This is a genomic window from Kosakonia beeri, assembly GCF_054165705.1.
This window is the reverse complement of record NZ_CM135106.1, coordinates 4,403,620-4,426,132: the sequence shown is the minus strand read 5'-3', so window position 1 is coordinate 4,426,132 and position 22,513 is coordinate 4,403,620. Positions and strand designations below refer to the sequence as shown.

Genomic DNA, 22,513 nt, shown 5'->3' with positions numbered 1-22,513 from the left:
GTGCCCGCCAGTTCGGGCATACACCGCACGATAGACACATATGGAGCATATACATGGCGTGGAATCAGCCCGGTAACAACGGACAAGACCGCGACCCGTGGGGAAGCAGCAAACCAGGCGGCAACTCTGAGGGAAATGGAAACAAAGGTGGTCGCGATCAGGGGCCTCCTGATCTGGATGATATCTTCCGCAAACTGAGTAAAAAGCTCGGTGGCTTGGGCGGCGGCAAAAGTTCCGGCGGCGGTAATCCAGGTTCTTCTGGCCCGCGAGGCCATGTGGGCGGGCGTGTTGTCGGCATCGTTGCCGCCGCAGCCGTGATTATCTGGGCGGCTACCGGCTTCTACACCATTAAAGAAGCGGAGCGCGGCGTCGTGACCCGTTTCGGTAAGTTCAGTCATCTGGTGGAACCGGGGCTGAACTGGAAACCTACCTTTATTGATAACGTGACGGCGGTGAACGTTGAGTCCGTGCGTGAACTGGCCGCATCGGGGGTGATGCTCACTTCTGATGAGAACGTGGTTCGCGTTGAGATGAACGTTCAGTATCGTGTGACCGATCCGGAACGTTACCTGTTTAGCGTGACCAGCGCTGATGATAGCCTGCGCCAGGCAACAGACAGCGCCCTGCGTGGCGTGATTGGCAAGTACGTGATGGACCGTATCCTCACGGAAGGCCGTACCGTTATACGTAGCGATACACAGCGTGAACTGGAAGAAACGATTCGTCCTTACAACATGGGGATCACCCTGTTGGACGTGAACTTCCAGGCAGCGCGCCCGCCGGAAGAGGTGAAAGCGGCATTTGATGACGCGATTGCCGCCCGTGAGAACGAGCAGCAATACATCCGTGAAGCGGAAGCGTACACCAACGAAGTTCAGCCACGTGCTAACGGTCAGGCTCAGCGTATCCTTGAAGAGGCGCGCGCGTACAAGACGCAGACCATCCTTGAGGCTCAGGGTGAAGTGGCCCGTTTCGCGAAGATCCTGCCGGAATACAAAGCCGCGCCGGAAATTACGCGTGAACGTTTGTACATTGAAACCATGGAAAAAGTGCTGAGCCATACCCGCAAAGTGCTGGTTAACGATAAAGGCGGCAACCTGATGGTGCTGCCGCTGGATCAGATGCTGAAAGGCGGTAACGCGCCTGCGGCAAAGAGTGACAGCAGTGGCGCGAACAACTTGCTGCGCCTGCCGCCTGCGTCTACTTCTGGCAGCAGTGCGAACAGCGCCCCGTCAACGTCGGCGGGAGACATCATGGACCAACGCCGCGTTAACGCGCAGCGTAACGACTACCAGCGTCAGGGGGAATAACGATGCGTAAGTCAGTTATCGCGATCATCATCATCGTGCTGGTAGTGCTCTACACGTCTGTTTTTGTGGTGAAAGAGGGCGAGCGCGGTATTTCGCTGCGCTTCGGCAAAGTTCTGCGCGACAACGAAAACAAACCGTTGGTGTTTGAGCCAGGCCTGCACTTTAAATTGCCGTTTATTGAATCGGTTAAAATGCTTGATGCCCGTATCCAGACCATGGATAACCAGGCCGATCGTTTTGTGACCAAAGAGAAGAAAGACCTGATCGTCGATTCCTATATCAAGTGGCGTATCAGCGATTTCAGCCGTTACTACCTGGCGACGGGCGGTGGTGATGTCTCTCAGGCGGAAGTGCTGCTGAAACGTAAATTCTCTGACCGTCTGCGTTCTGAAATTGGTCGTCTGGATGTGCGTGACATTGTGACCGATTCACGTGGCCGTCTGACGCTTGAAGTGCGGGATGCGCTGAACTCGGGTTCTGCGGGCACCGAAGATGAAGTGTCGACACCGGCAGCGGATGACGCCATTGCTAAAGCGGCAGAGCGTGTTCAGGCTGAAACCAACGGCAAAGTGCCGGTGATTAACCCGAACAGTATGGCTGCTCTGGGTATCGAAGTGGTGGATGTGCGTATCAAGCAGATCAACCTGCCGACCGAAGTGTCCGAAGCGATTTACAACCGTATGCGTGCCGAGCGTGAAGCCGTTGCGCGTCGCCACCGTTCACAAGGCCAGGAAGAAGCTGAGAAACTGCGCGCTGCAGCGGATTACGAAGTAACCAAAACGCTGGCGGAATCAGAGCGTCAGGGGCGTATCCTGCGTGGTGAAGGCGATGCTGAAGCGGCGAAGCTGTTCGCGGATGCCTTCAGCCAGGATCCGGATTTCTACGCGTTTATTCGTAGCCTGCGCGCTTATGAAAGCAGCTTCCAGAGCAATCAGGATGTAATGGTGCTCAGCCCGGACAGTGATTTCTTCCGTTATATGAAGACACCCAGTTCCGCGACGCGCTAAGATAGCGCCAACGGTTTAGAAGATAAAAACCACCGCCTGATTCAGGGCGGTGGTTTTCTTTTTGGAAGGATCAGGAATGAATTCAACTATCTGGCTTGCCCTGGCGTTGGTGCTGGTGTTTGAAGGGCTGGGCCCTATGTTCTACCCACGAGCGTGGCGTCGGATGATCGCCTCGCTGAGCCTGCTTCCCGATCATATTTTACGTCGCTTTGGCGGTGGGCTTGTGGTCGCGGGAGTGGTGATCTACTACATGTTGAGGAAAACGATTGGCTGAGGGAAAAGAGCCTATCTTTAAGCCATTTTGCCGGGAAAAAGTGCTGAATCTGAAAAAAAGCGGTGGTAGAATCCATTTTTAAGCAAACGGTGATTTTGAAAAATGGGTAACAACGTCGTCGTACTGGGCACCCAATGGGGTGACGAAGGTAAAGGGAAGATTGTTGATCTTCTGACTGAACGGGCTAAATATGTTGTACGCTACCAGGGCGGTCACAACGCAGGCCATACTCTCGTAATCAACGGTGAAAAAACCGTCCTCCATCTTATTCCATCAGGCATTCTTCGTGAAAACGTAACCAGCATCATCGGTAACGGTGTCGTGCTGTCTCCGGCTGCGCTGATGAAAGAGATGAAAGAACTGGAAGACCGTGGTATCCCGGTTCGCGAACGTCTGCTGCTGTCTGAAGCATGCCCGTTAATCCTTGACTATCACGTTGCGCTGGACGTTGCGCGCGAGAAAGCGCGCGGTGCGAAAGCGATCGGTACCACTGGTCGTGGTATCGGCCCGGCGTACGAAGATAAAGTCGCCCGTCGCGGTCTGCGCGTCGGTGATCTGTTCGACAAAGCGACCTTTGCCGACAAACTGAAAGAAGTGATGGAATATCACAACTTCCAGCTGGTGAACTTCTATAAAGTCGACGCGGTTGACTACCAGAAAGTGCTGGACGATGTGATGGCGATTGCCGATATCCTGACTGCGATGGTTGTGGATGTCTCCGATTTGCTGGATCAGGCGCGCAAACGCGGCGACTTCGTGATGTTCGAAGGCGCGCAGGGTACGCTGCTGGATATCGACCACGGTACTTACCCGTATGTGACGTCCTCCAACACCACTGCTGGTGGTGTGGCGACAGGTTCCGGCCTTGGCCCGCGTTATGTCGATTACGTACTGGGTATTATCAAAGCCTACTCCACACGCGTGGGTGCGGGTCCGTTCCCGACGGAATTGTTCGACGATATTGGCGAGTTCCTGTGCAAGCAGGGTAATGAATACGGTGCGACTACCGGTCGTCGTCGTCGTACAGGCTGGCTGGATACCGTTGCCGTTCGTCGCGCGGTACAGATCAACTCCCTGTCTGGTTTCTGCCTGACTAAGCTGGACGTGCTGGACGGTCTGAAAGAAGTGAAACTGTGTGTGGGGTATCGCATGCCGGATGGCCGCGAAGTGACCACCACCCCGCTGGCAGCAGACAACTGGGAAGGCATTGAGCCGATTTACGAATCTATGCCGGGCTGGTCTGAATCCACTTTTGGTGTCAAAGATCGCAGCGGTCTGCCGCAGGCAGCGCTGGATTACATCAAACGTATTGAAGAAGTTACCGGTGTACCTATCGACATCATCTCAACGGGGCCGGATCGTACTGAAACCATGATCCTGCGCGATCCGTTCGACGCATAATGTTGTGCCGGGGCGCGTTCATCGCGCCCCGTTTCTTCGCTTTTTTCGCCCATCCATTCAAATAAATTAGCGGCCTGACAGGTGGCTGGTTTATCATCAATAGTGTTTATACCTGCGGGTATCTTATCTTTTCCCACTTACTGAGGTTGATGTGCAGTTAACGAGCTTTACCGATTACGGTTTACGCGCCCTGATCTACATGGCGTCGTTGCCGGAAGGACAAATGACCAACATTACTGAAGTCACAGAAACGTATGGCGTGTCCCGTAATCATATGGTTAAGATAATCAATCAGCTAAGCCGCGAAGGCTATGTTGCGGCTGTCCGTGGGAAAAACGGCGGTATCCGTCTGGGTAAGCCCGCACAGGATATCCGGATTGGTGATGTTGTGCGCTCCCTCGAACCGCTTGCACTGGTCAACTGCAGCAGCGAATTTTGTCACATCACCAGCGCCTGCCGACTGAAAAAGGCGCTCGCTAAAGCCGTGCAGTGTTTTCTCAAGGAGTTAGATAACTACACGCTTGCCGATTTGGTTGAAGAGAATCAACCGCTTTACAAATTATTGCTGGTGGAATGACGAAAATTTCCACCAGAGCTGACAACGGAGGAACCGCAATGTCACAAGATCCTTTCCTCGAACGCGAATCTGAAAAATATACCAACCCCATTCCCAGCCGCGAATTCATCCTCGATCATTTAGCAAAACGCGAAAAACCCGCCAGCCGGGACGAACTGGCTTTCGAACTGAATATTGCAGGCGAAGAACAAAACGAGGCGCTGCGTCGCCGTCTGCGCGCGATGGAGCGCGATGGTCAACTGGTCTTTACTCGCCGCCAGTGTTACGCCTTACCTGAACGTCTGGACCTGCTGAAAGGCGTAGTCATTGGCCACCGCGATGGTTATGGCTTCCTGCGCGTAGAAGGCCGCAAAGATGACCTTTATCTTTCCAGCGAACAGATGAAAACCTGTATCCATGGCGATCAGGTGCTGGCGCAGCCGCTGGGCTCCGATCGTAAAGGCCGCCGTGAAGCGCGCATTGTTCGCGTGCTGGTGCCGAAAACCAGCCAGATTGTCGGCCGTTACTTCACCGACGCTGGCGTTGGCTTTGTGGTGCCGGATGACAGTCGCCTGAGCTTTGACATCCTGATCCCGCCAGAAGAGATCATGGGCGCGCGTATGGGCTATGTGGTAGTGGTGGAGCTGACACAGCGCCCGACCCGCCGCACGAAAGCGGTAGGCAAGATTGTTGAAGTGCTCGGCGACAATATGGGCACCGGCATGGCTGTCGACATGGCACTGCGTACCCATGAAATTCCCTATCAGTGGCCTCCGGAAGTCGAAAAACAGATCGCCGGGCTGAAAGAGCAGGTACCGGAGGAAGCGAAAGTCGGGCGTGTAGATCTGCGCGATCTGCCGCTGGTTACGATTGATGGTGAAGATGCCCGCGACTTTGACGATGCCGTCTACTGTGAGAAGAAACGTGGCGGCGGCTGGCGCTTATGGGTGGCGATTGCCGATGTGAGCTATTACGTGCGTCATGGCACCGCGCTCGACAACGAAGCACGCAACCGTGGCACCTCGGTCTACTTCCCGTCGCAAGTGGTGCCGATGCTGCCAGAAGTGCTCTCTAACGGCTTGTGCTCCCTGAACCCTCAGGTTGATCGCCTGTGTATGGTCTGCGAAATGACCATCTCGACGAAAGGCCGTTTAACCGGCTTTAAGTTCTACGAAGCGGTAATGAGTTCGCATGCGCGCCTGACCTACACCAAGGTGTGGCATATGTTGCAGGGCGATCAGGAGCTTCGCGAGCAGTACGCCCCGCTGGTGAAGCATATCGAAGAGTTGCATAACCTTTATAAAGTGCTGGATCAGGCACGGGCCGAGCGTGGCGGCATCTCTTTTGAGAGTGAAGAAGCGAAGTTTATCTTTAACGCCGAACGCCGTATTGAACGTATTGAACAGACTCAGCGTAACGATGCGCACAAACTGATTGAAGAGTGCATGATCCTCGCCAATATCTCCGCGGCACGCTTTGTGGAAAAGGCCAGTGAACCTGCGCTGTTCCGTATTCACGATAAACCGACTAATGATGCGATTACGGCATTCCGCACGGTGCTGGCGGAGCTGGGGCTGGAACTGCTTGGCGGTAACAAACCAGAGCCGCGTGACTATGCCGAGCTGCTGACGTCGATTGCCGACCGCCCGGATCATGAAATGCTGCAAACCATGTTGCTGCGCTCGATGAAACAGGCGATCTACGATCCCGAAAACCGCGGCCACTTTGGTCTGGCGTTGCAATCCTATGCGCACTTCACCTCGCCTATTCGTCGCTACCCGGATCTGTCTTTGCACCGCGCCATTAAATATCTGCTGGCGAAAGAGCAGGGGCTGAAGGGCAACAGCACTGAAACCGGGGGCTGGCACTACAGCATGGAAGAGGTGTTACAGCTTGGCCAGCACTGTTCGATGACCGAACGCCGTGCCGATGAAGCCACGCGAGAAGTGTCGGACTGGCTGAAATGCGACTTTATGCAGGATCAGGTCGGTAATACTTTCCCGGGTGTAATTGCCAGTGTTACCGGCTTTGGTTTCTTTGTGCGCCTCGACGATCTGTTTATTGATGGCCTGGTGCATGTTTCCTCGCTGGATAATGATTACTACCGTTTTGACCAGATTGGTCAGCGCTTGATTGGCGAGTCCGGGGGGCAAACTTATCGTCTGGGCGACCGTGTGCAGGTGAAAGTTGAAGCGGTCAATATGGATGAGCGTAAGATCGACTTCTCGCTGATCTCCAGTGAGCGCGGCCCGCGTAATGTGGGGAAAACCGAACGCGAAAGAGCGAAAAAAGGGGCCACGGGTAAAAAAGTGGCTGGCAAAAAACCGCCACGCCGCCAGATGGGCAAAAAAGTGAACTTCGAGCCGGACAGTGCCTTCCGTGGTGACACAGGGAAAGGCAAGCCGAAAAAAGCGAAAAACCCCTCAGCGAAAACGCAAAAAATCGCCGCTGCCACCAAAGCAAAACGAGCGGCGAAAAAGAAAGCCGCTCAGTGATCATGAACAAGCCCTTCGAAAGTGAAGGGCTTTATATGCTGCACCGCGTCCGCCATGAAGCACAACGGCATCTCAGTTAGCGAGGGGGATGGTTCGTTCTGAGGCATGGGTCGGTTATAATGAGGCCAGGTGATGACTATCACGGCCCAATAACGCGGCGTAAGCCGCCCCCAACTGAGTACCATTAATGAGTGAAATGATTTACGGCATCCATGCGGTGCAGGCACTGCTGGAGCGCGCCCCTGAGCGTTTTCAGGAAGTTTTTATTCTGAAAGGCCGCGAAGATAAACGTCTGCTGCCGCTGATCCATGCGCTGGAAGCGCAGGGCGTGGTGATTCAGGTGGCCAACCGCCAGTATCTGGATGAGAAAAGCGAAGGCGCGGTGCATCAGGGTATCATTGCTCGCGTAAAACCCGGCCGTCAGTATCAGGAAAATGATCTGCCCGATCTGATCGCCAGTCTCGACCAGCCTTTCTTGTTGATCCTCGACGGCGTGACCGATCCGCACAACCTGGGCGCATGCTTGCGCAGTGCGGATGCTGCGGGCGTGCATGCGGTAATTGTTCCAAAAGACAAATCGGCACAACTGAATGCGACGGCGAAAAAAGTCGCCTGCGGCGCGGCGGAAAACGTGCCACTTATCCGCGTGACCAACCTTGCACGCACCATGCGTTTGTTGCAGGAAGAGAATATCTGGATCGTCGGCACAGCCGGTGAAGCGGACCACACCCTGTTCCAGAGCAAAATGACCGGGCGCATGGCGCTGGTAATGGGCGCAGAAGGTGAGGGCATGCGCCGCCTGACGCGTGAGCACTGCGATGAGCTGATCAGCATTCCAATGGCGGGTAGCGTATCGTCGCTGAACGTTTCCGTTGCCACCGGTATTTGCCTGTTTGAAGCGGTGCGCCAGCGCGGGCTTTAAGCGCGCTTCGCCTGGAAAACCACCCTGATTCGGGTGGTTTTTTTTATCCTTAAGGCTGGTAGAATTTGCCTGCAGGTCTTTTATTTTAATTTGAATGAAATGATTGGGATATAAATGATGGCATGGACTGTAGAGGCACTGAGCGCAGCATTATTAGATTCCACCACGCTGGCGTTAAATATTCAGCGTGAAGCCGATGTATTAATTCTGAAGCTGGATGATTACGGCGATTTGCAATTAAACGTATCACTCACGTCCCGGCAAATCATTGTCGAAACCTACATCTGCCCGCTGAGCGAAATTAAGCATCAGGATGCTTTTAACGCTTTCCTGCTGCGTAATCAAAAACTCTTACCGTTATCTTCTGTGGGCATCTCGCCGGTCGGCGGTGAAGAGTACTATGTCGCGTTTGGCGCGCTGTCGCTCAACTCTTCGCTTGACGATATCCTGCTGGAAATCACCACGCTTGCGGAAAATGCGTTAGATCTTGCTGAATTAACAGATGATTTTGCCCAATAACATTATCAGGGAGTGGTCGTATGGGAATTTTAAAAAGCCTGTTTACGCTGGGTAAATCCTTTATTGCTCAGGCGGAAGAGTCGATTGAAGAGACACAAGGCGTGCGCATGCTGGAGCAGCACATCCGCGATGCGCGCGTGCAACTGGATAAGGCAGGGAAATCCCGTGTTGACCTGCTGGCGCGGGTTAAGCTGAGCAATGACAAACTGGCCGACCTGCGCGAACGCAAAGCCAGCCTCGAAGCGCGGGCGCTGGAAGCGATGGCGAAAAGCGTTGATGCCGCGCTGCTCAATGAAGTCGCTACGGAAATTGCCCGCCTTGAAAACACGATTACTGCGGAAGAGCAGGTGCTGGCGAATCTGGAAACGTCGCGCGATGCGGTGGAGAAAGCAGTGACCGCGACGGCGCAGCGTATCGAACAGTTTGAGCAGCAACTGGAAGTGATTAAAGCGACCGAGGCGATGCAGCGTGCGCAGCAGGCGGTGACGACTTCTACCGTTGGCGCATCGAACAATGTGGCGACCGCAGCGGAATCTCTTAAACGTTTGCAAACGCGACAGGCAGAACGCCAGGCACGGCTGGATGCGGCCACCCAGCTTGAGAAAGTGGCCGATGGCCGCGATCTGGATGAAAAACTGGCGCAGGCTGGCATTGGCGGCAGTGATAAAACATCGGCGCAGGATGTGCTGGCGCGCCTGCAACAGCAACAAAAACCGTGATGCTCTCCTTTCTCAAAAACCTGCTTGGGCGGTCTGAATCGTCCGTCCCTCGCAGAGGGCCACTCGGCTTGCATCTGCATGCTGGCTTCACCATTGATACGCTACTGTTTCGCTTATGCGAAGAGGAGCTGTTGGTTACGCTGCCCGGCGAAGAGTACACCATTGGCGCCTGCGGCAGCTTTGATCTTGGCGCCGGCTGTATGATCCATCGTTATTACACAACCGGCGATGAGTTCCTGCAAATCAGCACTTCTGGCGGTCTGGAAACGCAGAATATCGATGATATTAAGCTGTTCGTCTATGAGGAGAGCGCTGGCGTTTCGTCTGAGAAAAACTGGCGCGATATGCTGAGCGCGAAAGCCATGGGCAAACCGTTTTTACGCTGGCGCGATTGCGAGTGGCAGCGAGTATTTAATGCGGAAGAGCGCGGCGATATTGAGCCGATTTATACTCTGGAAACCGTTAACAACCCTGCGGGCGCAAGCTGGGAAGTCCATAACTTTATGATGGCTTACCAGCGGCAGGTCGCCGATGACGTGTATGAATATTTACTGTTGAACGGTGAAGAAACTTTTAACGCGCAAAACCAGCCGGAATGGATCTACTCGCGTGCGCTGGGGGTAGATATTCCCCTGACATCATTAAAAGTCATAGGATAATTATGGGAACGGAAATACATATTTGGGGTTCACTGTTGGCCTTTTGTGCCTATTTCTTTATTGGCATGGCGATGATGCTGTGTTTTCTTTTTGTTTATACCCGTATTACGCCGCACGATGAGTGGCAGTTAATCAAAGAGAATAATATTGCAGCGGCGCTGGCGTTTAGTGGTTCGCTATTGGGTTATGTTATTCCGTTATCCAGTGCGGCGATTAACTCCGTCAGTATTCCAGATTATTTAATCTGGGGCCTCATTGCGCTGGTTGTGCAATTGGTTGTTTACGGTGGCGTGCGTCTGTATATGCCAAAACTGAGCGATAAAATTATCAACAGCAATATTGCCGCCGGGATGTTTATGGGCGCAGCTGCGCTGGCAGGCGGCATTTTCAACGCTGCCTGCATGACATGGTAATGGATGATCATGGCAAGAAAGAGCAAGAATCGGCAAAAGAATTACAGTATTTCGCCCGCACAACGTCGCAATCAGCGGCCAATTTTTTCCGCGCCAAAGGAGCGTAAAAGCGGGCAGTACCTGACGCTGGCCATTATGGGGGGCGCGGCTTTCTTTGCCTTAAAAAGCTGTAACGACCATAAAGACGACAATGATGGCGACGGCGTGTATTACTCCTCGCAACAGGATTGCGTCGACGACGGTAATAGCGCACAGGTGTGCAATGATGCGTGGAATAATGCACGCATGAGTTTTGAACAAGAAATCCCGCACAATATGTCGCAGCCTTATTGCGTGCAGCAGTATGACAATTGCTATTACGACAATGTTGGGCAGCGCTGGATGCCAGTACTCAGCGGCTTTTTGCTCAGTCAGGCCATCCGCAAAAACCGCGATGAGCAGTATAGCTATAGCAGTGGCGGCTCCACCTACTCTTCCCGCCCGGTGTGGCGTAACCGCGATGGCGACTATAGCTGGCGCTCTGGTACCAGCACCAGTAACTCCAGCGCCAGCAGCCATTATGGTTACACCACCAAAAAGGCGACCACTTTCTCCCGGGGGGGCTTCGGGCGTTCATCCAGCGCGCGCGGAAGCTGGGGAGGTTAACGATGTTACGGCACGATGTGGCTGTCCGTCCCGGTCTGGAAAGGATCGCGCGCGACCACGGTTTTGACTTTCATATTATTGATAACGAAATCTATTGGGATGAGAGCCGGGCGTATCGCTTTACGTTACGGCAGATTGAGGAGCAGATCGAAAAGCCCACCGCTGAGTTGCATCAAATGTGTCTTGAGGTGGTCGAGCGTGCGGTGACTGATGAGGCGATCCTCCGCCAGCTGGCGATCCCGCCGCTTTACTGGGAGGCGATTGCTGAGAGTTGGCGTCAACGTGATCCTTCGCTTTACGGGCGCATGGATTTTGTCTGGTGCGGCAAAGATCCTGTGAAATTGCTGGAATATAACGCAGATACCCCAACCTCGCTGTACGAGTCAGCATACTTCCAGTGGCTGTGGATGGAAGATTGCCGGCGCAGCGGGGCCATCCCGCGCGATGCCGATCAGTACAATGCTATTCAGGATAAGCTCATCGCCCGGTTCGGCGAGATCCAGGGGCAGCATCCGCTCTATTTCTGCTGCTGTAAGGATACCGAAGAAGATCGCGGGACCGTGCTCTATCTTGAGGATTGCGCCCGCCAGGCAGGTCTGGATACACGGTTCATTTATATTGAAGATGTCGGGTTAGGCCTTGGTGGTGTGTTAACGGACCTCGACGATAATGTTATTCGCCAGGCGTTTAAGCTTTACCCGCTCGAATGGATGATGCGCGACGAAAACGGCCCGCTGTTGTGCAAGCGCCGGGAGCAGTGGCTGGAGCCGCTATGGAAGAGTGTGCTCAGTAATAAAGGGCTGCTGCCGTTATTGTGGCGCTATTTTCCTGGTCACCCAAACTTGTTGCCGGCCTGGTTTGATGGCGAAACACCACAAGTCGCTGCTGGAGCAAGCTATGTGCGTAAACCGCTTTTCTCGCGCGAGGGGGGCAATGTCACTCTCTTCGACGGCGCACATCAGGTGATTGACCATGAAGAGGGCGATTATGCTGACGAACCGATGATCTACCAGGCGTTTCAGCCGTTACCGCGCTTTGGCGACAGCTATACGCTGATTGGCAGTTGGGTAGTGGATGATGAGGCAGTCGGCATGGGGATCCGCGAAGACAGCACGCTTATCACCAAGGACACCTCTCGCTTTATTCCTCACTATATTGCGGGCTAACCGGCGGTGCGGGCCGAAATGCCCGCGCCATCCGGTAAGGATCGTACCTGCCGATGCCCATGCATCACTCATCTAGCGTACGCAGATGATCGTTTTTATTGAGCGTCATCAACGCCACCATACTGACCACGGCGGTTGCCATCACGTAGTAGGCGGGGATATCCAGATTGCCGGTCTCTTTAATCAGCCCGGTAATGATTAACCCGGCGCAACCGGAAAAAAGGGCGTTCGACAGTGAATAAGCCAGCCCAAGCCCGGTGTAGCGCACACGGGTAGGGAACATCTCCGCCAGCATGGCCGGGCCTGGACCTGCCAGCATACCCACCAGGCCGCCTGCCACCAGCACCACCAGAGCTTTTACCGCCAGCGTACTCGACGGCGATTGCAGAATGTTTAACAGTGGAAGTGCCAGGATCAGCAACAGCGCGGTGGCAGTTACCATCACGGCCCGGCGGCCTATGCGATCGCTGAGCATGCCCGACGGGATGATAGTCAGTGCAAAGCCGACATTGGAGATCACCGCAATTAACAATGCCTGGTTAAAACCGGTATGCAGGGATGACTGCAAATAAGCCGGCATGATCACCAGATAGGTGTAACCCGCCGCTGACCAGACCATGACCCGGCCAATCCCGACCATGATGGCTTTCAGCGTTGCGGTGGCTTGTGCCTGCACCGTCAGTGGTTTTTCCTGCTGCTGCACGAACCCTGGCGTTTCCTCCATATTGACCCGCAACCACAACGCGACCACACCCATGGGCAACGCCAATAAAAAAGGAATACGCCAGCCCCAATCATGGAGCGCATCTGCTGTGAGCACTGCCGAAAGTAGCGCCACAATACCCGCCCCTGACAACAGCCCCAGAGCGACCGTAAAAGATTGCCATGCGCCATAGAGGCCGCGTTTGCCGCGCGGCGCAAATTCAGTCATCAGTGAAACCGCACCGCCGTATTCCCCTCCGGCAAACAGCCCTTGCAGAATACGTAGCCCGGTAATGAGCAGCGGTGCAGCCAGACCAATGGTGGCATATACCGGCACAATGCCGATGGCCGCTGTCGCCAGGGTCATTAACACCAGCACAATAATCAGGGTCGGTTTACGGCCAATACGGTCGCCGATGCGCCCGAAAACCATCGCCCCAAGTGGACGGAAGAAAAAGGCAATCGCAAAGGAAGCATAGGTGAGAAGCAGGCTGGTCAGCCCCGCTTCGCCACTCAACTGGAAGAAATTTTTCGCGATCACTGTAGCCAGGAAGCCATAAACCGCAAACTCATACCATTCGATAAAGTTACCAACAGAGCCTGCAATTAACGCGCGTTTGTGGGCGATGGGTGAAGATTGGGGTGAAGGCATAATGATTATCTCTGCGAAGGTGAGAATAAATTATTCAACAACAATAGTAGCTGTGAAATATATTATTCTTATATTGTGTGAGCTGATTCACGAATGAAGACGGTGAGATCGCCGCCTTGTGACTCTACTCCCATGCAGCGTTTGCCGGGGCTGTCCATACTTACCTTCATTGCCATTGAAGGAGGGACGCATTATGCACTGGCAAACACACACCGTTTTCAACCAACCTTCTCCTTTACATAACAGCAATTTATTTCTTTCTGACCGCGCGCTTTATGATGCCGTGATGCGCGAAGGCGCAGCATGGGATGCGGAGCTGCTCGCCAGTATTGGCCAGCAACTGGGCACGGCGGAGTCGCTGGAACTTGGGCGGCTGGCGAACGCGAATCCACCGGAGCTACTCCGCTTTGACGCCACGGGAGCGCGGCTTGATGATGTGCGATTCCATCCCGCCTGGCATTTGCTTATGCAGGGCTTGTGCGCCAACCGCGTGCACAATCTGGCGTGGGAAGACGACGCGCGCTCAGGATCGTTTGTCGCTCGCGCAGCGCGCTTTGTGCTGCATGCGCAGGTAGAGTCCGGCACGCTGTGTCCGATCACCATGACCTTTGCGGCCACGCCGTTACTTCAACAGGCACTGCCGGCCTCTTTTCAGGGCTGGCTGAAACCGCTACTCAGTGACCGTTACGACTCACATTTGCTGCCTGGAGGGCAGAAACGCGGCCTGTTAATCGGCATGGGGATGACAGAGAAACAGGGCGGCTCGGATGTGCTCAGTAATACGACGCGGGCGGAAAAACATGGCGACCTGTACCGGCTGGTGGGGCATAAATGGTTTTTCTCTGTGCCACAGAGTGACGCCCACCTGGTGCTGGCGCAGGCGAAAGGCGGGCTTTCCTGCTTTTTTGTGCCACGTTTTTTACCGGATGGCCAACGCAATGGTGTGCGTCTGGAACGCTTGAAGGACAAGCTTGGCAACCGCTCTAACGCCAGCAGTGAAGCCGAGTTTTGCGATGCCAGTGGCTGGCTGCTGGGCGAAGAGGGTGAGGGAGTAAGGCAAATCCTGAAAATGGGCGGGCTGACGCGTTTTGACTGTGCGTTGGGCAGTCATGGTTTGATGCGTCGCGCCTTTTCCGTGGCGCTTTATCATGCGCATCAGCGGCAGGCATTCGGTAAGAATTTAGTTGATCAACCAATGATGCGAGAAGTGCTGAGCCGGATGGCGCTGCAACTGGAAGGGCAGACCGCCATGCTATTTCGCCTGGCGCGGGCGTGGGACAGGCGTAGCGATCCCCGTGAAGCGTTATGGGCGCGGTTGTTTACGCCAGTTGCCAAGTTTGCAGTTTGCAAAACGGGCATCCCCTTTGTGGCAGAGGCGATGGAGGTGCTCGGCGGCATTGGCTATTGCGAAGAGAACGAATTACCGCGTTTGTACCGCGAAATGCCGGTTAACAGCATTTGGGAGGGCTCTGGCAATGTGATGTGCCTGGACGTGTTACGCGTTCTGAATAAACAGGCGGGCGTGCTGGACCTGCTGGGCGAGGTTTTTGCTGCCGTGAAAGGGCAGGATCGCCACTTTGATCGCGCGTGGCGGCAGTTACAGCAACGGCTGCATAAGCCTGATGAGGCGCAGGGGCGCGAAGTGGTGCAGCAATTGTGGTTATTGGGAACCGGTGCGCAAATGCTGCAATATGCTTCGCCGCCGCTCGCGCAGGCGTGGTGCCGTTTGATGCTGGATACCCGTGGCGTGTCACCAATTGGCGGGCAGGTGCAAAACGACCTGCTGCTTCGTGCCACGGGCGGAGCCTGTTAGTCCATTTTCAAACGGAACAGGCTTACCAGTTCGCTGAGGTGTGCGCCTTTTTCCCGCAACGTTCGGGCGGTTTCTTCACTCTGAGTGACTCGCCCGGCGTTTACGTGGGTCGCGTCGCCAATATGCGTCATCGCAAGGTTAACCTGGTTAATCCCCGCCGATTGTTCATGTGAGGCGTGGTTAATCTCGTGCACGAGCTGGTTGATGTCGCCCATATGGCTGATGATTGACTGCATGGCTACGCGTGTGGCTTCAGACTGCGCATGCCCTTCGCCGACTTTTTTCAGCGTATCGGCAATCAGGGCGTCGATCTCCTTCACCGCATTAGCACTGCGTGCCGCCAGCGCACGCACTTCCTGGGCGACGACGGCGAACCCTTTACCGTGCTCGCCCGCGCGGGCCGCTTCGACCGCTGCGTTAAGCGCAAGAATGTTGGTCTGGAATGCGATCGACTCAATGACATGGGTAATGTCGGCAATACGCTGCGATGCGCTACGAATGTCTTCCATGGTGGCAACTGAGTTATTCACGGTTTCGCCGCCTTTTTTCACCACGTCAGTGGTTTCATTCACCAGATGTTGCGTTTGCTCCATATTGGCGGCGTTTTGCTGCACCGTTGCGGCCAGTTGCTCCATGCTGGCGGACGTCTCTTCCACACTGCTGGCCTGCTTGTTGATCTGTTCGCTGATCTCGCCGCTGTCGGCGGCAAGCGCCGAGGTCCCAAGGTTGATCTCCGCAGCCGACTCGCGTACCTGCAACACGATGGTATGCAGACCGTCGCCAATGCCATTAATCGCGGTGATCAACTGGCCGACTTCGTCCTGGCGGTCAACCTTCAGCGTTGCACGCAAATCGCCGTCGGCATAACGCTGGGCCAGATCAATCACATCACGCAGCGGGCGGCTCAGCCAGCGACGGATGATCACCACAAACAGTGCAGCAAACAGCAGGGAAACCACCACGCCTGCCAGCAGGAATTGATCGCGCATGCGGGTCACATCCCCCAGCAGCGTTGCTTTGTCTACTTCGCCTACCACGGCCCAGTTCCAGCCGGGCAACGTGGTATAAGACATCAGCAGGGTGCGCCCATCTGTGCCCTGGCGTTGCAGCGTGCCGCTGCTACTTTTCAGCAGGGTCTGCAGATCGCTCTCGTTCCACTGCGGGCGTTTACCTTCCTCGCTGTCATGGAACAGATAATTGCCGTAATTTTTGCCCGCGTTACGGTCGATAACATAAAAGTGACCGCTTTCACCCAGCTTACGACCAAGGATTTTGCTGCGCATGGTTTGCCATGAACGGGAGATATCCACGCCAACAAACAAAATGGCGATCGTATTGCCGCTGGCATCTTTCACCGGTTGATATTGGGTGATATAGCGTTTGCCAAACAGCAGTGCCAGGCCGCGATAAACGTCCCCTTTCATAACCGGTGCGAATGCCGGGCTGGCGGTATCCAGTTTCGTGCCAATGGCGCGATCGCCATTTTCTTTGCGTAGCGAAGTGGCGACGCGCACAAAGTCATCGCCGCTGCGAACAAACAGCGTGGCAATCGCCCCGGTACGGTTAAGGAAGTCATCTGGAATGGTATTGTTATTGTGCAGTTCGGTATCGCCGCCTTTCAATTGCGGTACGTTAATACCGTTAATTTCCCGGCGCTGTTGCGGGTCAATCGATAAGGGTTGCGGTAAAAAACTGGTGAACAAGCGCGTGTAACTTTCGACCTCTTCACTCAGGCTGCTGTTGAACATCTCAACCATATCCACCACGCCGGTAGACTGATTATGAAGATCTTCCATCGCCAGCTTTTCCAACTGTTGGCTGGCGTTATTGCTCATCAAAAAAGTAAATAAGAGAAAAAGCGTCGCAACGCTTGCGCCAGTGAGCAGTGACAATTTGGCACCGAGGCTGGCGCGACGAATAAAGGCGCTCATAATTTGTCCGTTGTTCTGTGTGTGAGGCTCCTTCAACGGCACAAAGCGGATAACATTTAGCACATCAATGTAACAAGATGTAACGTTATTAATTATTTACATTAACATAATCTTAGTAAAAGTATGGGCATTAAAAAGCCACCGGAATTGGGTGGCTTTTTGCGACGGCTCAGGCGTAGAGAATAGCCTGCACACGCCAGTTATCAACACGTTGATTTTCTTGCATTTGAACGATTCGATACCATGACGCTCCTTGTTCATCCGCTTTTAACGCAATCACGCGTTCCACATCTTGTGGACTTCCTGAGACATTGTTGACCGAAATCAGGCCGATTTCGTTAAGTCCCGTTACGCAGTCTGCGCTGGCGAACTCTGCGGGCTGCGCTGTTGTATTTAGCATTCCTGTAGAAAGCAACAGTGAGTTTAAGGCAAGAGATCGTTTCATTGTCAGCTCCATTTTACGTTACCCCGATTCATTGCAGGGCATTCCTTCGCGCAACGGATCCATCAGATCCCATTGTGCACAGGAGAACATCAATGGACGAAAAGCAGTGTAAATGTCCTGAAAATCAACGTTTCGCTACTGCCGATAAAGCATGGCGCGCGAGTACCAGCGGCCGGGGATCACGGTGTCATCCATCATCTGAATAACATAGTAATCGGCTTGCGCGGCGGCGGCTCTGGTCTTGATTGCCTGTTCCACGTCCATGGGAGAACCCAATACGGTGACACTTATCGCGCCGATTTCCTGCAGCGCCTGCGTTTGATTGCGCCGGATCTCCTGCGGATGGTCGCTAACGGGCGGTGCGGGTTGAGGTTTACCCTCCAGCATTGAACAGCTGCTAAGCAGCAGGGCAAACAGCACCGTCAGTAAGGCGCGCATTGTTTTCTCACTTCTCCTGATAGCCATAGTGTAGTTCCTGATGGATTTCCCTTTGGGGGAATGTTCCCGAACTGTTAGCTCGAGCACTGTTTTCGAATGAAAGTATTTTGAAAGCGTAATCTATATCTCAACCTCGCCAAACTCATAGATGAATTCTGACTTGCAGCCGCCATTCACCAGTGGCATACCTGCACTATAGATCAAGGAGAGTGCAATGATTGAGCTTCAAACCGAACAATTTGCTGGCATCGAAACGCTGCATGCTTTTCCGGCGGGAAAACGCGCGCAGCCGCTTCCTACTGTGGTGTTCTACCACGGCTTTACCTCCTCAAAGCTGGTCTATAGCTATTTTGCCGTGGCGCTGGCACAGGCTGGCTTGCGCGTGATCATGCCGGATGCGCCCGATCACGGCGCCCGTTTTCATGGAGATGATCAACAGCGCCTTGGCCAGTTCTGGCAGATCCTGCGTGGTAATCTTGAGGAGTTTTCCGCGCTGCGCGAGGCACTGGAATGCCATCAATTGATTGAGAACCGGCGGCTGGCCGTGGGGGGCGCATCAATGGGGGGAATGACCGCGTTGGGCATTATGACGCACCACCCGGAAGTGCGTTGTGTAGCAAGCTTAATGGGCTCCGGCTATTTCACCACGCTTGCGCACTCGCTTTTTCCGCCGCAGGCGGCAGAACCCGGGGAGCGGGAAGCTGTTATCGCCTCACTGGCGCAGTGGGAGGTGGGTCATCAGCTCTCGCGCCTGGCCGATCGCCCGTTGTTGCTGTGGCACGGTGAACAGGATGACGTTGTTCCTGCAGCGGAGTCATTCCGTTTACAGCAGGCATTGCAGGATGCAGGCCTCGATACGCATCTCACTTATCTGTGGGAAGCCGGGGTAACACATCGTATTACCCCGCAGGCGCTGACAGCAACGACCCGCTTCTTTCAGCGTTATCTCTAATGGGCTGACGGCGTTTTGGGTGCCAGGCGCATCCCAAGAATGGCAAGAAGACAAATGGCTGCTCCAGCCCAGAACGTCGCGGCAGCACCGTGTGTTTCCCAGAGGATGCCAGCGCCAAGACTTGCCAGCAGCAGAGCAATGCCGCTGAGCAGGTTGAACATGCCAAAGGCGGTGCCGCGCAGTTCTGCCGGCGCGGTCTGAGCGACCAGGGTTGCCAGCAGTCCCTGCGTCATACCCATATGCACACCCCACAAGGCCACCCCCAGCAATAGCGTGCTCCAGTGTTGGCTCAGCGCCAGCGTGATGTCGGCCAGGATTAACACTACCAGGCCCGCCTGTAATAAATAGCTATGGGACATGCGATCCGACAGCTTGCCAAACGGGTAAGCGGTCAGCGAGAAGACCAGATTCATGGCCACCATGACCAGGGGAATTGTTGCCAGCGGTATCGCCATTTGCTGCGCACGCAGCACTAGAAAGGCCTCGCTGAAGCGGGCAAGGGTAAAGATAAAACCGAGCGCGACCACCCACCAGTATGCTTTGCTCAGCCGCTTGAGATTTTCACGGCGGATGGGGTTTGTGCGCTTTTGCCCCACCGGTATTTTTGGTTCGTGCAAACCAAAAAACAGCAGCGCGACGGCCAGCCCGCCGGGGATCACTGCAATCCAGAAGACGGTCTGAAAGTCGTCATTCCACAGCAGCATAAAGGCAACGGCGAGCAGCGGGCCAAGAAACGCGCCGATGGTATCCAGCGACTGACGCAAACCAAACGCCGCGCCACGGATCTCTGGGGGAGTGACATCGGCGACCAGCGCATCACGCGGAGCCCCACGAATACCTTTGCCGAGGCGGTCTATCATCCGTGCGCCGAAAGCCACGCCCGTGGAGGAGGCCAGTGCAAACAGCGGCTTGCTCAGTGCACCCATGCCATAGCCCAGCAGTGCCAGCCCTTTGCGCTTACCGATATAATCGCTAAGCACACCGGAAAACACTTTCACCATCAACGCGGTGGCTTCCGCCAGGCCTTCAATAAGCCCAATGAGCACAACGCTTGCACCGAGCGTAGTGGCCATAAACAGCGGCAATAAGCTGTGGATCATTTCTGATGAGATATCCATCAGCATACTTACGCCGCCAAGAACCCACACGCCTTTGGGTATACGGCTTAACGTTGCGAAACGCCCGGACATCATTTCCCACCATGCTTTATGCAGTCAGAGGGCCATTAAACCTGTTTAGAAACAGTTTTATAAGATCTTAAAGGAAATAATACGTTCTTGCGCACGGCCTCCCGTTCAGAGGCCGCACCAGTAAAAAGGGGGGCTCTGTACGATTAGCGGTAAATATAGGCGCTGGCGTGCAGAGTGCCGTTGCTTCCCGGCTCATGCATCAATTCGGCATGGTAATATTTGGCGCCGCGGGTATCGGTTTCAGCGTTGAGCGCCTGGTTAGCTTCCGTTTCGGTGGCGAAGTTATGATTGATGTAGATAACGCCTAAGCTGCGTACATCGTCCATGTTCCGGGCTTGCTGATTGTCGAGTTTGATTGCCGCTGTGGCATTAAGGCTGAGCAGCAAGGTGGTTAATAATAATGTTAAATATTTCATGGTTTTGTGCTCCGGTGAGACATCGTCAATGCGTGTTTTTGAAGGTGTTTTCTCCTCTGTTGGAGGCCTGATATAAAGTGTACGCGCTCGCCTGAAAACGTATCGCGACCATTTCTGATGCTGTCGTTCAAAAAATTGCCGTAAGAGATTTTCTTTAATTTTAAATCCTGCTGGCCGGTTCTCTTTGCGCTTAGTGCGAATTATTTGTGCAATCAGCTTGAGTTTGCCGGGGTAGATAAGTATTATGACGCGTCAATTTTTCAGCCGACCTTTAACACGTTCCTTGCCTCCCCGGGATTCGGCTGACCCAGACAGGAGGCTGAATAATCCGTAAGGAGCAATTCGATGCGTCATTACGAAATCGTTTTTATGGTCCATCCTGACCAGAGCGAACAGGTTCCGGGCATGATCGAGCGTTACACGGGTGCTATCACCGGTGCGCAAGGCACGATCCACCGTCTGGAAGACTGGGGCCGCCGTCAGCTGGCTTACCCGATCAACAAACTGCACAAAGCACACTACGTTCTGCTGAACGTTGAAGCTCCGCAGGAAGTGATCGATGAGCTGGAAACAAACTTCCGCTTCAACGATGCCGTTATCCGTAGCATGGTAATGCGTACTAAACACGCTGTTACTGAAGCATCTCCGATGGTTAAAGCGAAAGACGAGCGTCGTGAGCGTCGCGATGATTTCGCCAACGAAACCGCAGATGATGCAGATGCTGGGGATTCTGAAGAGTAATCATTGATGGTTAACCGTCTGAAGTTGTCCGGTACCGTGTGCAGGACGCCGCTTCGAAAGGTCAGCCCATCAGGAATTCCTCATTGCCAGTTCGTGCTTGAGCATCGCTCTGTGCAGGAGGAAGCCGGTTTTCACCGGCAGGCGTGGTGCCAAATGCCTGTAATAATCAGCGGGCAGGAGAACCAGGCCATTACTCACAGTATAACGGTCGGTAGCGCAGTAATCGTTCAGGGGTTCATTAGTTGCCATAAGGCAAAAAACGGCCTGAGCAAAATGGTTCTGCATGCCGAGCAGATTGAATTGATAGATTCTGGAGACTAGCCAAATGGCACGTTATTTCCGTCGTCGCAAGTTCTGCCGTTTCACCGCGGAAGGCGTTCAAGAGATCGACTATAAAGATATCGCTACGCTGAAAAACTACATCACCGAAAGCGGTAAGATTGTCCCAAGCCGTATCACCGGTACCCGTGCAAAATACCAGCGTCAGCTGGCTCGCGCTATCAAACGCGCTCGCTACCTGTCCCTGCTGCCGTACACTGATCGTCATCAGTAATCGGTCACGGTCCATTAATACGACTTTGAGAGGATAAGGTAATGCAAGTTATTCTGCTTGATAAAGTAGCAAACCTGGGTAGCCTGGGTGATCAGGTTAACGTTAAAGCGGGTTACGCTCGTAACTTCCTGGTACCGCAGGGCAAAGCTGTTCCGGCTACCAAGAAAAACGTTGAGTTTTTCGAAGCACGTCGTGCTGAACTGGAAGCCAAACTGGCTGACGTTCTGGCGGCTGCTAACACTCGTGCTGAAAGCATCAATGCACTGGGCACCGTTACCATCGCGTCTAAAGCAGGCGACGAAGGTAAACTGTTCGGTTCCATCGGTACTCGCGATATCGCTGACGCTGTTACTGCAGCTGGCGTTAACGTTGCTAAGAGCGAAGTTCGTCTGCCGAACGGCGTTCTGCGTACTGTTGGCGAGCACGAAGTGGACTTCCAGGTTCACAGCGAAGTATTCGCTAAACTGACTGTAAACGTTGTTGCTGAGTAATTTCTTACTCTGAAACGATGTTGAAACGCCGGCCTTGTGCCGGCGTTTTGCTTTTCTACGCGTCAAGAATCTGTCATTTCACTGCATAAGGTAGCTATTTTCA

General features: G+C 54.2%; 25 protein-coding genes. 19 read left to right on the top strand and 6 right to left on the bottom strand.

Going from position 1 to position 22,513, the window contains the following annotated elements; genetic code table 11:
• Window positions 1-53: 53 nt before the first annotated feature.
• From hflK to ACUY4S_RS20900, 13 genes are all read left to right on the top strand, one after another.
• Window positions 54-1,310 carry an FtsH protease activity modulator HflK gene (hflK, locus tag ACUY4S_RS20960; RefSeq protein WP_458021769.1) on the top strand — a complete coding sequence of 419 codons (1,257 nt, stop codon included), beginning with the start codon at window positions 54-56 and terminating at the stop codon, window positions 1,308-1,310.
• 2 nt (window positions 1,311-1,312) lie between these two features.
• On the top strand, window positions 1,313-2,317 hold the full coding sequence (gene hflC / locus ACUY4S_RS20955; protein WP_312691045.1) for a protease modulator HflC: 1,005 nt from the start codon (window positions 1,313-1,315) through the stop codon (window positions 2,315-2,317).
• Between the two features lie 76 nt (window positions 2,318-2,393).
• Window positions 2,394-2,591: a DUF2065 domain-containing protein gene (locus tag ACUY4S_RS20950; protein ID WP_061498457.1), complete on the top strand. Its 198-nt coding sequence runs from the start codon at window positions 2,394-2,396 to the stop codon at window positions 2,589-2,591.
• A gap of 102 nt (window positions 2,592-2,693) precedes the next feature.
• A complete protein-coding gene (gene purA / locus ACUY4S_RS20945) occupies window positions 2,694-3,992 on the top strand; it encodes an adenylosuccinate synthase (RefSeq protein ID WP_312691046.1) in 1,299 nt (432 codons plus the stop codon).
• Between the two features lie 151 nt (window positions 3,993-4,143).
• A complete protein-coding gene (nsrR, locus tag ACUY4S_RS20940) occupies window positions 4,144-4,569 on the top strand; it encodes a nitric oxide-sensing transcriptional repressor NsrR (protein WP_312691047.1) in 426 nt (141 codons plus the stop codon).
• A gap of 38 nt (window positions 4,570-4,607) precedes the next feature.
• Entirely contained in the window at window positions 4,608-7,043 is a 2,436-nt protein-coding gene (gene rnr / locus ACUY4S_RS20935) for a ribonuclease R (protein ID WP_458021768.1), read from the top strand.
• A 187-nt stretch (window positions 7,044-7,230) separates the two neighbouring features.
• Window positions 7,231-7,965, top strand: coding sequence for a 23S rRNA (guanosine(2251)-2'-O)-methyltransferase RlmB (gene rlmB, locus ACUY4S_RS20930; protein WP_312691049.1), 735 nt, complete (start codon window positions 7,231-7,233; stop codon window positions 7,963-7,965).
• Window positions 7,966-8,082: 117 nt separating this feature from the next.
• On the top strand, window positions 8,083-8,484 hold the full coding sequence (locus tag ACUY4S_RS20925; protein ID WP_312691164.1) for a YjfI family protein: 402 nt from the start codon (window positions 8,083-8,085) through the stop codon (window positions 8,482-8,484).
• A gap of 20 nt (window positions 8,485-8,504) precedes the next feature.
• Window positions 8,505-9,203: a PspA/IM30 family protein gene (locus ACUY4S_RS20920; RefSeq protein WP_312691050.1), complete on the top strand. Its 699-nt coding sequence runs from the start codon at window positions 8,505-8,507 to the stop codon at window positions 9,201-9,203.
• The gene (locus ACUY4S_RS20915) at window positions 9,203-9,862 is read left to right on the top strand and encodes a DUF2491 family protein (RefSeq protein WP_458021767.1); all 660 of its coding nucleotides are present in this window, start codon (window positions 9,203-9,205) and stop codon (window positions 9,860-9,862) included. The genes ACUY4S_RS20920 and ACUY4S_RS20915 overlap by 1 nt, the downstream gene beginning before the upstream one ends.
• 14 nt (window positions 9,863-9,876) lie before the next feature.
• Window positions 9,877-10,275, top strand: a complete 399-nt coding sequence (locus ACUY4S_RS20910; protein ID WP_458021781.1) for a DUF350 domain-containing protein — start codon at window positions 9,877-9,879, stop codon at window positions 10,273-10,275.
• Window positions 10,276-10,284: 9 nt separating this feature from the next.
• The gene (locus tag ACUY4S_RS20905) at window positions 10,285-10,920 is read left to right on the top strand and encodes a DUF1190 domain-containing protein (protein WP_458021766.1); all 636 of its coding nucleotides are present in this window, start codon (window positions 10,285-10,287) and stop codon (window positions 10,918-10,920) included.
• Between the two features lie 2 nt (window positions 10,921-10,922).
• Window positions 10,923-12,086, top strand: coding sequence for a glutathionylspermidine synthase family protein (locus ACUY4S_RS20900; protein ID WP_458021765.1), 1,164 nt, complete (start codon window positions 10,923-10,925; stop codon window positions 12,084-12,086).
• Window positions 12,087-12,150: 64 nt separating this feature from the next.
• Here ACUY4S_RS20900 and ACUY4S_RS20895 read toward each other — a convergent pair whose 3' ends face one another.
• Window positions 12,151-13,440, bottom strand: a complete 1,290-nt coding sequence (locus ACUY4S_RS20895) for an MFS transporter (protein WP_312691054.1) — start codon at window positions 13,438-13,440, stop codon at window positions 12,151-12,153.
• A 193-nt stretch (window positions 13,441-13,633) separates the two neighbouring features.
• Between ACUY4S_RS20895 and ACUY4S_RS20890 the strand changes: the two genes are divergently transcribed.
• The gene (locus ACUY4S_RS20890) at window positions 13,634-15,253 is read left to right on the top strand and encodes an isovaleryl-CoA dehydrogenase (protein ID WP_312691055.1); all 1,620 of its coding nucleotides are present in this window, start codon (window positions 13,634-13,636) and stop codon (window positions 15,251-15,253) included.
• On the opposite strand, the gene ACUY4S_RS20885 is transcribed toward ACUY4S_RS20890, so the two are convergent.
• The 3 genes from ACUY4S_RS20885 to bsmA form a co-directional block, all read right to left on the bottom strand.
• Window positions 15,250-17,184: a methyl-accepting chemotaxis protein gene (locus ACUY4S_RS20885; RefSeq protein WP_312691056.1), complete on the bottom strand. Its 1,935-nt coding sequence runs from the start codon at window positions 17,182-17,184 to the stop codon at window positions 15,250-15,252. The two genes, ACUY4S_RS20890 and ACUY4S_RS20885, sit on opposite strands and share 4 nt — an antisense overlap.
• A 169-nt stretch (window positions 17,185-17,353) precedes the next feature.
• Window positions 17,354-17,641: a DUF1471 family protease activator YjfN gene (gene yjfN / locus ACUY4S_RS20880; protein WP_312691057.1), complete on the bottom strand. Its 288-nt coding sequence runs from the start codon at window positions 17,639-17,641 to the stop codon at window positions 17,354-17,356.
• Between the two features lie 123 nt (window positions 17,642-17,764).
• On the bottom strand, window positions 17,765-18,094 hold the full coding sequence (bsmA, locus tag ACUY4S_RS20875; RefSeq protein WP_312691058.1) for a biofilm peroxide resistance protein BsmA: 330 nt from the start codon (window positions 18,092-18,094) through the stop codon (window positions 17,765-17,767).
• A gap of 187 nt (window positions 18,095-18,281) precedes the next feature.
• Between bsmA and yjfP the strand changes: the two genes are divergently transcribed.
• The gene (yjfP, locus tag ACUY4S_RS20870) at window positions 18,282-19,019 is read left to right on the top strand and encodes an esterase (protein WP_312691059.1); all 738 of its coding nucleotides are present in this window, start codon (window positions 18,282-18,284) and stop codon (window positions 19,017-19,019) included.
• Here the strand turns inward: yjfP and ACUY4S_RS20865 are convergent.
• Together ACUY4S_RS20865 and yjfY are read right to left on the bottom strand one after the other, a co-directional pair.
• Window positions 19,016-20,209: an MFS transporter gene (locus ACUY4S_RS20865; protein ID WP_312691166.1), complete on the bottom strand. Its 1,194-nt coding sequence runs from the start codon at window positions 20,207-20,209 to the stop codon at window positions 19,016-19,018. The genes yjfP and ACUY4S_RS20865 overlap by 4 nt on opposite strands.
• Window positions 20,210-20,352: 143 nt before the next feature.
• Complete coding sequence (gene yjfY / locus ACUY4S_RS20860) at window positions 20,353-20,625, bottom strand: DUF1471 family protein YjfY (protein WP_312691060.1); 273 nt, start codon at window positions 20,623-20,625, stop codon at window positions 20,353-20,355.
• Between the two features lie 345 nt (window positions 20,626-20,970).
• On the opposite strand from yjfY, the gene rpsF reads away from it, so the two are divergent.
• The 4 genes from rpsF to rplI are packed head-to-tail and all read left to right on the top strand — an operon-like array spanning window position 20,971 to window position 22,410.
• Window positions 20,971-21,366, top strand: coding sequence for a 30S ribosomal protein S6 (gene rpsF / locus ACUY4S_RS20855; protein ID WP_312691061.1), 396 nt, complete (start codon window positions 20,971-20,973; stop codon window positions 21,364-21,366).
• A gap of 6 nt (window positions 21,367-21,372) precedes the next feature.
• Window positions 21,373-21,687, top strand: a complete 315-nt coding sequence (gene priB / locus ACUY4S_RS20850) for a primosomal replication protein N (protein ID WP_312691062.1) — start codon at window positions 21,373-21,375, stop codon at window positions 21,685-21,687.
• Between the two features lie 4 nt (window positions 21,688-21,691).
• Window positions 21,692-21,919 carry a 30S ribosomal protein S18 gene (rpsR, locus tag ACUY4S_RS20845; protein ID WP_000135199.1) on the top strand — a complete coding sequence of 76 codons (228 nt, stop codon included), beginning with the start codon at window positions 21,692-21,694 and terminating at the stop codon, window positions 21,917-21,919.
• A 41-nt stretch (window positions 21,920-21,960) separates the two neighbouring features.
• Window positions 21,961-22,410, top strand: a complete 450-nt coding sequence (gene rplI, locus ACUY4S_RS20840; protein WP_312691063.1) for a 50S ribosomal protein L9 — start codon at window positions 21,961-21,963, stop codon at window positions 22,408-22,410.
• The last annotated feature ends 103 nt before the right edge of the window (window positions 22,411-22,513 follow it).